Raw genomic sequence first — 11,563 nt, forward strand, 5'->3', positions numbered from 1 at the left:
ATTTCAAGCGAAATTTTCAATTTTCAGAAAATTTATTTTCAAAGAAAGTCAGTCCTAGAATGGACCGACGCTTTCTTTTATTTGATAGTAGCTGAAAAAACTTCTTGATCCGAAATGGTATCGTTGACAAAGGATCCATTGCTTGTTCTTTCAGAAATGCTTAATTGTGTTAAATCAACTTCTGTTACCTGACCTGTTGTAGAAGTGATCTGAAGAATTTGATCTTGTTCTGCCACTTCTTCTTGGCTCGTAAAGAGATCAAAATCTCCCTGGTCAGTGAAGACTGGACCCGCCTTGAAGACGCGGTGTGGTTTATTTTTCAACTCACGCAAGACCTGTAGTCCCCGTTTAGCCCGACTGGTCACAGGAATATCGTCTTGTAACATCCTTTTGAGACTGCCTCGCTGGGTCAGAATGTACATGCTTGGAGTCGTCGACTTAAAGGCGGCAGCAACTTGATCTCCGTCTTTGAGGTTAATGGCTTTGACCCCTGCTGCTTTAGCTCCTACGACAGGGACCTCTTCAATATTGAAGCGCAACCCGTAACCATTTTTAGTAATGATCATGATGTCTTCAAGGACAACTGGCGCAACTGCTACGATACAGTCATCTTGGTCTTTTAGCTTAGCGTACTTAGTCGATTTAGAACGATAGGTCCGCCATGGGCTCAATTCCTTGCGTTCAAAGCGCTTGATTTGTCCTTGTTGAGTTGCTGCAAAATAGGTTACTCCCTCAAACTGATCCACAATCTCCGCAAAGAGAATTTCTTCCTCTTGCTCGAAATTGGTCAAGGTCTGACTGAGGTGCTCTCCGATATCCTTCCACTTGGTATCTGTCAATTCATGAATTGGTCGATAAATGGCATTCCCCAAGTTGGTAAAGAGTAAGAGATGCTGAGTGGTCTTAGCAGGCTCTACGAAAATCAATTCATCGTCGTCCCGCTTACCGACTTCTTCCACTGTCGACGCATTGAAGGAACGAGGAGAGGTCCGTTTAATGTAACCCGCACGGGTCACGCTGACGAAGGTTTCCTCTTCAACGATCAGACTAGCTGTATCGATCTCAATCGTTTTAGCAGTGTCTTGCAACTCACTACGCCGCGGATTGCCAAAGAGTTTCTTGACTTCACGCAATTCCTTCTTCATGAGGTTAAACATAGTCCGTTCATCCCCAATGATGGCTGCCAAGGTCGCGATTTGCTCCTTGAGACTGGCATGCTCTTCTTCCAAGGTCACGATATCCGTATTGGTCAAACGGTACAATTGCAAAGTAACAATAGCTTCTGCTTGTTCTTCCGTGAAATCGTAGCTGACCTTGAGGTTTTCCTTGGCATCTGCCTTGTTATCAGAAGCGCGGATCAAGGCGATGACTTCATCCAGGATAGAAATCACGCGGATTAAGCCCTCTACGATGTGGAGCCGTCGTTCTGCCTTTTCCTTATCAAAGCGCGAGCGAGCGACAATGATATCCCGACGGTGTGCAATGTAGCTAGAGAGAATCGGCACAATCCCCACTTGACGAGGGGTATAGTTGTCAATCGCCACCATATTGAAGTTGTAGTTGACCTGCAAGTCTGTATACTTGAACAAGTAGTTCAAAATCAAATATGCATTGGCATCTTTCTTCAACTCAATCGCAATGCGAAGACCATCTCGGTCAGACTCATCCCGAACTTCTGCGATACCAGCCACCTTGTTGTTAACACGGACGTCGTCGATCTTCTTGACCAAAACAGCCTTGTTGATCTCATAAGGAATCTCGGTGACAACGATTTGTTGCTTACCGCCTTTTAGCTGCTCGATCTCAGTTTTAGAGCGGACAACCACCCGACCCTTACCAGTTTCATAGGCTTTCTTAATCTCATCCCGGCCTTGGATAATGGCACCAGTTGGGAAATCAGGTCCAGGTAAAAACTCCATGAGTTTGTCTACCTTGGCAGATGGATGGTCGATCATGTAGACCACGGCATCAATGACTTCAGCAAGGTTATGTGGTGGAATATCAGTCGCGTAACCAGCCGAAATCCCTGTTGCCCCATTGACCAAGAGATTTGGAAAAGCGGCAGGCAAAACCGTTGGCTCTTTTTCTGTATCGTCAAAGTTCCAGGCAAATGGCACTGTATTCTTTTCGATATCTTGCAAAAGATAACCAGCAATTTCAGATAAACGCGCCTCGGTATAACGCATGGCTGCCGGTGGATCACCGTCCATGGAACCATTGTTTCCGTGCATTTCGACTAGAATCTCACGGTTCTTCCAGTCTTGAGACATACGAACCATGGCATCATAGATAGAACTGTCCCCGTGAGGGTGGAAATTCCCCATGATATTACCGACAGACTTGGCAGACTTGCGGTAGCCCTTGTCATGGGTATTACCATCCTTATTCATCGAATAAAGAATCCGCCGTTGAACTGGTTTCAAGCCATCCCGAATATCAGGAAGAGCCCGTTCTTGAATAATGTATTTGGAGTAGCGACCAAAGCGCTCCCCCATGATGTCCTCCAGGGACATATTTTGAATATTAGACATAAGATACAAAGCCCGTAAAATACAAAGTGAAAATAAGAAATTTATCTTTTTCACACAGCACTTAGGGAGTGTTCAACTCCTTTCAAAGAATGTTGAGTAGTCTTTTATATATAGAGGAATTCAGTTACACCAAGTAACCAAACGTTCCTTTCCGATGTTTAAAATAGATTCATTAATGATTAGAAAGTTTCTCTTTAGCATAAGAAGTCATTTTTTCTGCTACTTCCTTATCGTAAGTAAACCCCATCTTTTGGGCCAGAATTTGAGCTTCTCGATTGAATAGCCCCATGGTAGCAAATAAAGACTGAGTGATTTTATCGAAACTGGATAAATCAAGCAAAACTGAGAACTCCTTCTCTTGCTCAGCTGGAAGATACTGGAAGAGGTACTTGTAGTTCTTTCCGATGTCAACTACTCCCCTATCGCTTGTCACCTGCCAAGCTAAGACCTTGAGGAGTTCTTGCTGACAAATGCCATAGAGGTGGTCGGTCGCATAGATAAGCTGATTTCTTCGAATGGCCTTTACGATATAAGCCGATACCCACCAAAATTCATTGCAGGATGCTGCAAATTCCTCTTCAGTAGGCGGAGCTGTCCAATAGCGCTTGGAATTAGGCTGATAGGCTTCAAACAAGCCTTTGTCGTCTTTTATAACTTCAAAATTTGCTTCGCTGTCCACCCACTCTTGGATAGACTCCTTGGGGCAGAGGGTCAAATCGATACGGTTGCCGTCTTCAAAGAGCATGAGATACAGACGACGGTGTCCAAGGACATTGTGCTGTTCAATCAGACGCATTCCAAACTGGTCTAGCCAAGATAAATCAGATAACAAGTCGTTCAGATTTTCAACTATATAGACCACATCATAATCTTGAAACTCGTCTTTGGGTGCCCGAGGATTCGTTCGTGATCCGGATAAGGCAATTGCCTCTACTTCTAGAGTATCAGCTATTTGCAAAATCAGATTCATCATTTCTGTATCAGTTCTCATGTCGATTCCTTACCATTTCTACATCCCAGCTTATTTAATTTATAAGTAGAAAGTGATTAAAATACCGTATTTTCTTCCAAGGTAAACTTAACGTTATCTTCGATCCATTGGCGGCGAGGGGCAGCCTTATCGCCCATTAGGACGGAGACGCGGCGTTCTGCACGAGCTAGATCATCAATGGTGACACGGATCAAGGTACGAGTTTCTGGATTCATGGTCGTTTCCCAAAGCTGATCCGCATTCATTTCCCCCAACCCTTTGTATCGTTGGAGGGTTGCTCCACGGCCAAAGCTCCGACGCAACTCCTCTAATTCGCTATCTGTCCAAGCATAGGCCACTTCTTCTTTCTTTCCTTTGCCTTTGGACATCTTATAAAGAGGAGGAAGCGCAATGTAGACATGTCCAGCTTCTACCAAAGGTCGCATATAGCGATAGAAGAAGGTTAAGAGAAGGGTTTGAATGTGAGCACCATCTGTATCCGCATCGGTCATGATAATGATCTTATCGTAGTTGGCATCTTCCACAGAGAAATCTGCCCCAACTCCTGCACCAATGGTGTAGATCATGGTGTTGATTTCCTCGTTCTTGAGGATATCACTCATATTGGCCTTCTCAGTATTGAGAACCTTCCCACGAAGAGGGAGAATCGCTTGGAACTTGCGATCCCGTCCTTGTTTGGCAGAACCGCCGGCTGAGTCTCCTTCGACTAGATAGAGTTCATTTTTCTTAGGATTTTTAGACTGGGCTGGTGTCAATTTACCAGATAAAAGTCCCTTGTCCTTTTTGCTCTTCTTGCCATTTCGACTTTCATCCCGCGCTTTTCGAGCGGCTTCACGCGCATCCCGGGCTTTAATAGCCTTACGAATGAGATTAGAAGCCAACTCCCCGTTTTCCATGAGGAAGAAGGTCAATTTATCAGAAACAATGCTATCGACGACTGGACGAGCCAAGGGACTTCCTAATTTGTCTTTGGTTTGTCCTTCAAACTGCAAATGAGCTTCTGGAACCAAGATCGAAAGAACAGCAGACAAACCTTCACGGTAGTCTGATCCTTCCAGATTCTTGTCTTTTTCTTTGAGAAGTCCTGTCTTTCTTGCATAGTCGTTCATAGCCTTGGTAATGGCTGTCTTCAGACCCGTCTCATGGGTTCCCCCATCTTTAGTGCGGACATTATTAACGAAGGACAAGATATTATCTGAGTAGCCATCATTGTATTGCATGGCCACTTCTACCTGGAAACCATCTGATTCGCCACTAAAGTAGAGAACAGGTGTTAAAGTTTCCTTATCTTCGTTCAAGTACTCTACGAAATCTTGGACACCATTTTCATAGTGAAAGGCCACATGGTTGTCTTCTTCCTTACGGAGATCGGTCAGCGTCAGCGTCACGTCCTTTAGCAAAAAGGCTGATTCTTTGATTCGCTCAGCAATGGTATTGAATTTGAAATCTGTCGTTGAAAAAATGGTTGGATCTGGCATGAAGGTGACCTTGGTCCCTGTCTTTGACTTGGGAGCGGTGCCGATCTTTTCGAGGGTTGTAACTGGTTTTCCCCCATCTTCAAAACGTTGCTTGTAGACAGCTCCATCACGGGTTATTTCTACCTCAAGCCAGCTAGAAAGGGCATTGACAACAGAAGATCCCACTCCGTGAAGACCCCCAGATGTCTTATAGCCTCCTTGACCAAACTTCCCTCCGGCGTGGAGGACCGTAAAGATCACCTCAACGGTTGGTTTACCCATAGCATGCATCCCGGTCGGCATTCCACGTCCCTGGTCTTCTACCGATAGAGAACCATCTTTATTAATCGTTACATCGATTTGTGATCCAAAGCCAGACAAGGCTTCATCGACCGCATTATCCACGATCTCCCAGACCATGTGATGCAAGCCATTTCCATCGGTCGATCCGATATACATCCCTGGACGTTTACGGACCGCATCCAACCCTTCTAGTACCTGAATGGCATCGTCATTATAATTATTAATATTGATTTCCTTTTTTGCCACAAGGAACCTCCTGTTTGTTCATCTTTTCTATATTACAGTTTTTTAGGAAATTTTGCAAAATTTTTTCTCTTTATATGGAGATTTCTATAACCCAGTAAAAAAAGCCAGCTGAACACTTTCTTCAGATGTCACACTTGAACTCCAGAAATTGCTTTTTCTATCGTTGGCTTTTTGATATAATGAAACTATGATAAAAGAAATAAGTGTTTTAATTTTAGCCTATCTGTTAGGCTCCATTCCTTCGGGATTATGGATTGGGAAAATCTTTTTCCATATTAATTTACGGGAACATGGCTCGGGCAATACTGGAACGACCAATACCTTTCGAATTTTAGGGAAGAAAGCTGGGATCATCGTCTTTGTGATTGATTTCTTGAAAGGAACTTTGGCCGTTCTCCTTCCGACTTTCTTTGGAATTCAGGGGATCTCGCCGATGGTCTTTGGTCTCTTAGCTGTTTTGGGGCACACTTTCCCAATTTTTGCTGGATTTAAGGGTGGAAAAGCGGTGGCGACGAGTGCTGGTGTCTTACTTGGTTTCTCGCCTATCCTGCTGCTCATTTTAGCTGTTTATTTTGTAGCCAGCCTGTATTTAACCAGCATGATTTCGTTTTCGAGTGTTACTGTTGCGCTACTCGCCATTCTATCGGTCCTCCTTCTCCCTTTGACTGGATGGATCTTGCACAACTATGATCCACTTTTTACAATCATTGTCTTGGCCTTAGCTACCTTGATCATTCTTCGTCACAAGGACAATATCCAACGGATCAAAGAGAAAAAAGAAAATCTCATCCCTTGGGGAAAAAACATCACCCATCAACAACCAAAAAACTAGAGCACATCCTCTAGTTTTTTTGATTGGATCCCCCTTATACTTTTGAACAGATCCTCATTATAAAGCATCGACTAGGTCCATCAGTATTTCCATTGGTGTTTTTTTCCTACGACCATTAACCGTTTCGATAAGATGATAAACTTTTAAACGATTGTCATTGCTAAAGACAAACTCAAAGCGGAACTCCCGTCCGTTGGGTGCCACTGTATCAAATTTCGTTTTATATTTATCATGAACGGGGCTAACTGGAAATTTATTGAAGAGTAATCGTCGTTTCTCCCCTGCTTCTTTCAAACAATTTTCTAGTTCTTGACAATAGTTATAAAACAGCTGATAGAGGTCTTCTTCTGAAATTCTTCTTCTCCGAACTAATGATGTAAAATCCGAAAAACTTCTGCGCGGGATTTCAATGCTAAATGAAAATCCCTCCCGATTCATTCTTTCTAAAAATTCATCTCTTGAAATCATAGAACCACTCTTTCTTTTATCAATCTGTAGTGAACCCTTATTGTTTCTATACATCATCAATCCATAATGTAATCAAGCAGATCCATCAAAGTAAGTTTCTTACGACCATTGACAGTCTCAAATAAATTATAAACTCTTAGTTGTTGATTCTTTTTGAATACAAACTCAAAGCGAAACTCGCGACCATTACATGCAGCTACATAAAATCCGGTCTGATACTTCCTCTTACCCGCTACAGCTTGCATTTGCCGGTCTTCTACCTCTCTACAAAGTGAAAGAAAGATCTGATAGAGTTGCTCCTCAGAGAGCCTTCTTCTCCAAACCAATGACTTGAAGTTAGTGTACCGCCACCATGGGATTTGGATGTTGAAGGAAAAACCTTCCTGATTGGCTTTATCTATAAATGCTTTTCTGGAGACCATACCACTTTCCCTTCTATTGGATCATCGTTTGACTCTATTATACCACCTTTTATCCTTTCACAAAAAAAGCATCCCAAATGGAATGCTGTTTTCTGTTTCTTAATAGTATTCCCCTTGGCGGTAGTTCCAAGAGTTGAAATGATCAGATAAGTGCATCATAATCTTATCGATATCCAATCCTTTACGGATGACGACTGGACAAGTATTGACAGAACGGCTACCTGCTCCTTGTTCTGGGATGAGTTTTCCTTCCGCATCAACCATAGAGACCATCACACCTTGTTCATAGCGAGTTTCAATGGTCTTGTCTGGTTGGATAGAAGCTACATAATCATCGGCTTCGATGACCAAGTCCACAGCACCTTCGATACGCTCACCGATTCCTTCAACCTTCCCGCGGTTTCCTTTACCGGAAGGGTTGGCTGAAGAAGCGTAAACCATCTTGCCTTCTTTTTCCCACATTTCTTTGGCGATTTGCTCACCAGCTTTACCAAATTTGATGACAAAGCATGAAGTTCCACGAACGTCTGTCATGAGTTCTTCACGTCCATCTCCGAAGGCTTGCAATTTTGCATAGGCATCTTCACGCCAAGGAAGGATACAACCAAGCAAGATATCTTCATCCCAATGTTTTTGGTAGAAGGCTTCAATTTCAGGATTCAATTGCGCAAGGGCACGAAGTTCATCCATGCTTCCGCAGAGAACCACACCTGGTTTGTTGCGGTTACGTTCTTTGGCTTCGAACTTCCGTTCCAAGCCAGCCTTGTCACTGGTCATGATGATATAGCCAACTTTGGTAGGGCAGACGATACAGCCACCCTCTCCTTTAAGAATATCAAATCCTTCTTGTGAAAGTTGTCCGTCCCATTGAATGTGTTTTGTCATAAGTCTCTTTCCTTTTCTATTCTTTTTAGTATTGTATCAAAAAATAGTCTCAAATTCAATATATTTTCAGAAAATTCGTAATTTGATATACAATTTTATCATTGCCAGTAGGCTGGCCGATTCTTCTCATAAGCTGCGATCAAGTCTTCGTACTGAAGCGTAATCCCGATATCATCCAAACCATTGAGCAATTTGTGCTTCCAATCTTGATCGATCTCAAAGCGAAACTCTCCAACAGGCGAGAGGATCTTCTGTTCTTCCAAATCTACTGTCACTGGATCTGTCGGCTTCAAACTTGCCAATTTTTGACGAACCTCTAGTGGTTGGACAATCGGCAGCATGCCATTATTGAGCTCATTATTGTAATGGATATCTCCGAAGGATCCGGCGATAACGACTTTAAAGCCATAATCAGCTAAAGCCCAGGCTGCGTGCTCCCGAGAGGAACCAGCGCCAAAATTGTCACCAGTGATCAAAATGGTTGCCTTGCGGTATTCAGGCTTGTTAAAGATAAAATCTGGATCCTCAGTATACTGGTCATCCAAATAGCGCCAAGCATACATGAGGTATTTCCCAAAACCTTTCTTATCAATCAACTTCAAGAATTGCTTGGGGAGGATTTGGTCGGTATCAATATTATCGTTCATCAGAGGAACTGTTGTTCCCGTATAAATGGTAAATTTCTCCATGCTTCCTCCATTTACTCGACTTCTGGCATTTGGCGCACGTCGACAAAGCGACCGGCGATTGCTGCTGCAGCGGCCATTGCTGGGCTACAGAGATGGGTTTTAGCCCCAAATCCTTGGCGGTCTTCAAAGTTTCGGTTGCTAGTTGACGCACAGTGGACCCCATCTGGAACCTTGTCTGGGTTCATTCCTAGACACATGGAGCAGCCTGGATCACGCCATTCAAAGCCCGCATCCATAAAAATCTTGTCTAAGCCTAATTTTTCAGCGGCTTGCTTAACCGGACGAGAGCCAGGTACCACAATAGCAGTTAAGTTTGGTGCAATTTTTTTGCCTTTCACAAACTTGGCTGCCAACTCCAAATCACTGAGACGCGCATTGGTACAAGAACCGATAAAGATATAGCCTAATTCAATGTCTGCTGGTTTTTGGCCAGGTTTGAGATCCATATAATGATAAGCCCGTTCATCATTCATGTCTCGAATCTCTGGAAAAGGAGTCTCAAAGTCCACTCCCATAGAAGGATTGGTCCCCCAAGTCACCATTGGAGCAAGATCAGATACATCCAAACGGATGACCTTATCATAAACGGCATCGTCATCACTAACCAAAGTCTTCCAATCAGCTACTGCGTCCTCAAAATCATCTGGCACACATTCGCGTCCTCGGAGGTAGTCAAAGGTCGTCTCATCTGGATTCATGATCCCCATTTTGGACCCGAACTCGATCGACATGTTACAGATGGTCATGCGTTCTTCCATGGTCAAGCGATCAATTGCTTCTCCCCGATACTCTACGACATAGCCAACTCCACAAGCAACACCGTAGCGCGCTATCAAAGCTAGGATGTAATCCTTTGAATAGATCCCTTTTTGTGGGGTTCCGGTGAATTCAACCAACATTTTCTTTGGTTTGACTTGCCAGATGGTTTGGGTGGCAAAGACATGCTCCACTTCACTGGTTCCAATCCCAAAGGCAATGGCTCCAAAGGCTCCATGGGTTGCGGTATGGCTGTCTCCACAGACAATAAATTTCCCAGGCTGGGTCCGACCGGTTTCAGGGCCCACCATATGAACGATTCCTTGCTTAGCAGAACCATGGGCAGCATGATCAATCCCAAAGTCCACCACATTCTCAGCTAATTTATCAATCTGGGCTTTTGAAATCACATCTCTAATATCAAAAATATTGACCGTTGGAACATTGTGATCAAAGGTTCCAAAGGTTAAATCAGGTCGTCGGACCTTGCGTCCTGCGTCCCGTAATCCTTGAAAGGCTTGCGGACTCGTCACTTCGTGGATGTAGTGTTGGTCCACATACATGAGTTGGGGTTGCCCTTCCACTCCTGTAATCACGTGGCGGTCCCAAAGTTTATCAAAGATAGATTTTCCACTCATCATCTTTCTCCATTTATCTTGTTGTTAAGAAATCCATTGAAGGATTAGAAAGAGGGCACCTGCTAAAAGAAGGCTACTGCCCCACCAGGTGGCTTGAAAATACCATTTCCGCACCTTGTGGTGAAAGAGATATCCACTTAGTAGAGCTCCGAATCCACCAAGCACCCAGCTCTCGAGTAACAGGACCTTTTCAGGAATCCGCCACCTGTTTTGGATAGCTTTTCGTTTATCTAAGCCATAGGTCAGAAATACGATACTATTCCAAATTGCGATTAGCACTAAACAGCGATCTATCCAAGTCATCTTAGAGATTCCCAATAATGGCTGCAGTCATCTCTGCAGTAGAAGCCTGACCACCTAGATCCCGTGTCAAGATTCCTTGATTCAAGGTTTGATTGACAGCTTCTTCGATCATTTCTGCACCTGCTGTTTCTCCAAAACTGTCTCGGAGCATCATGGCAACAGAGAGGATCATGGAAATCGGATTGGCAATGCCTTGACCTGCAATATCTGGTGCTGAACCATGAATCGGTTCGTACATACTTGGTCCTTGGTCAGAATGACTGGCAGACGGCATCACGCCTAGTGTTCCAGGAAGGACGCTCGATTCGTCAGATAAGATATCTCCGAATAGATTCTCTGTCACTACAACATCAAAGCGGGCTGGATTGGTAATCATGATCATGGCCGCACTATCGACAAGCTGGTGCTCTAAGGTCACATCTGGAAATTCTTTGGCAACTTCTTCTGCCACTTGGCGCCACAATTTAGAAGTTGCAAGGACATTTTGCTTATCGATACTGGTCACTTTCTTGCCACGTCCTCGCGCGATCTTGAAGGCTTGGTGCATAATCCGACGAATTTCTTCCGCACTGTAATCATTGATATCGCGCGCTGTATCTTCTTTTAAGATATGCTCTCCAAAATAAATCCCACCTGTCAATTCACGCACGACCACGAAGTCGACACCCTCGATACGCTCTGGTTTCAAAGGAGACAGGTGTTTCAAGGCGTCAAAAATCCGTACAGGACGAATATTGGCAAAGAGATTTAATTCCTTGCGAATAGCAAGTAAGCCTTGTTCTGGACGAACAGGAGCATTGTCATACTCAGGACTTCCGATGGCTGCAAGAAGAATAGCATCCGCTCCTTTAGCTGCTTGTAGAGTATCTTGGGGAAGTGGGTGGCCAGCAGCATCAATCCCAGCACCCCCAAAAGCTTTGTCTTCTAGACTATAATCAAAGCCAATTTTGGGAGCAACGGCTGCGAGGACCTCTAGTCCAGCTGTCATGATCTCAGGGCCAATCCCATCTCCTGCAAGTGTTACAATTTTCTTCGTCATGTT

The 11,563-nt window shown here is 44.0% G+C and carries 11 protein-coding genes; 1 reads left to right on the forward strand and 10 read right to left on the reverse strand.

What is annotated here, in order from left to right; all coding sequences use genetic code 11:
- Positions 1-77 precede the first annotated feature (77 nt).
- The 3 genes from parC to parE all read right to left on the reverse strand — a co-directional run bounded on the left by parC (position 78) and on the right by parE (position 5,528).
- Entirely contained in the window at positions 78-2,531 is a 2,454-nt protein-coding gene (gene parC / locus O3629_RS08460; protein ID WP_371609023.1) for a DNA topoisomerase IV subunit A, read from the reverse strand.
- Positions 2,532-2,703: 172 nt separating this feature from the next.
- Positions 2,704-3,522: an aminoglycoside 6-adenylyltransferase gene (locus O3629_RS08465; protein ID WP_371609024.1), complete on the reverse strand. Its 819-nt coding sequence runs from the start codon at positions 3,520-3,522 to the stop codon at positions 2,704-2,706.
- A gap of 56 nt (positions 3,523-3,578) precedes the next feature.
- Positions 3,579-5,528: a DNA topoisomerase IV subunit B gene (parE, locus tag O3629_RS08470; protein ID WP_371609025.1), complete on the reverse strand. Its 1,950-nt coding sequence runs from the start codon at positions 5,526-5,528 to the stop codon at positions 3,579-3,581.
- Between the two features lie 187 nt (positions 5,529-5,715).
- Here parE and plsY point away from each other — a divergent pair, with 187 nt between their 5' ends.
- Entirely contained in the window at positions 5,716-6,360 is a 645-nt protein-coding gene (plsY, locus tag O3629_RS08475) for a glycerol-3-phosphate 1-O-acyltransferase PlsY (protein ID WP_049486219.1), read from the forward strand.
- A 57-nt stretch (positions 6,361-6,417) separates the two neighbouring features.
- On the opposite strand, the gene O3629_RS08480 is transcribed toward plsY, so the two are convergent.
- The 7 genes from O3629_RS08480 to leuB all read right to left on the reverse strand — a co-directional run bounded on the left by O3629_RS08480 (position 6,418) and on the right by leuB (position 11,560).
- Entirely contained in the window at positions 6,418-6,828 is a 411-nt protein-coding gene (locus O3629_RS08480) for a hypothetical protein (protein ID WP_049486224.1), read from the reverse strand.
- Between the two features lie 56 nt (positions 6,829-6,884).
- Positions 6,885-7,250: a hypothetical protein gene (locus O3629_RS08485; protein WP_049486218.1), complete on the reverse strand. Its 366-nt coding sequence runs from the start codon at positions 7,248-7,250 to the stop codon at positions 6,885-6,887.
- Between the two features lie 99 nt (positions 7,251-7,349).
- On the reverse strand, positions 7,350-8,135 hold the full coding sequence (locus tag O3629_RS08490) for an L-threonylcarbamoyladenylate synthase (RefSeq protein ID WP_003003291.1): 786 nt from the start codon (positions 8,133-8,135) through the stop codon (positions 7,350-7,352).
- A gap of 98 nt (positions 8,136-8,233) precedes the next feature.
- On the reverse strand, positions 8,234-8,824 hold the full coding sequence (gene leuD, locus O3629_RS08495) for a 3-isopropylmalate dehydratase small subunit (RefSeq protein WP_049486217.1): 591 nt from the start codon (positions 8,822-8,824) through the stop codon (positions 8,234-8,236).
- An 11-nt stretch (positions 8,825-8,835) separates the two neighbouring features.
- Complete coding sequence (leuC, locus tag O3629_RS08500) at positions 8,836-10,218, reverse strand: 3-isopropylmalate dehydratase large subunit (protein ID WP_049486216.1); 1,383 nt, start codon at positions 10,216-10,218, stop codon at positions 8,836-8,838.
- 24 nt (positions 10,219-10,242) lie between these two features.
- Positions 10,243-10,521 carry a DUF1294 domain-containing protein gene (locus O3629_RS08505; protein ID WP_195529509.1) on the reverse strand — a complete coding sequence of 93 codons (279 nt, stop codon included), beginning with the start codon at positions 10,519-10,521 and terminating at the stop codon, positions 10,243-10,245.
- A gap of 1 nt (position 10,522) precedes the next feature.
- Positions 10,523-11,560 (reverse strand): 3-isopropylmalate dehydrogenase, encoded by a 1,038-nt coding sequence (gene leuB, locus O3629_RS08510; RefSeq protein ID WP_371495094.1) that lies wholly within the window; start codon positions 11,558-11,560, stop codon positions 10,523-10,525.
- Between the last annotated feature and the right edge of the window lie 3 nt (positions 11,561-11,563).

The organism is Streptococcus sp. 27098_8_12 (genome assembly GCF_041432115.1).
Lineage (GTDB): Bacteria > Bacillota > Bacilli > Lactobacillales > Streptococcaceae > Streptococcus > Streptococcus parasanguinis_V.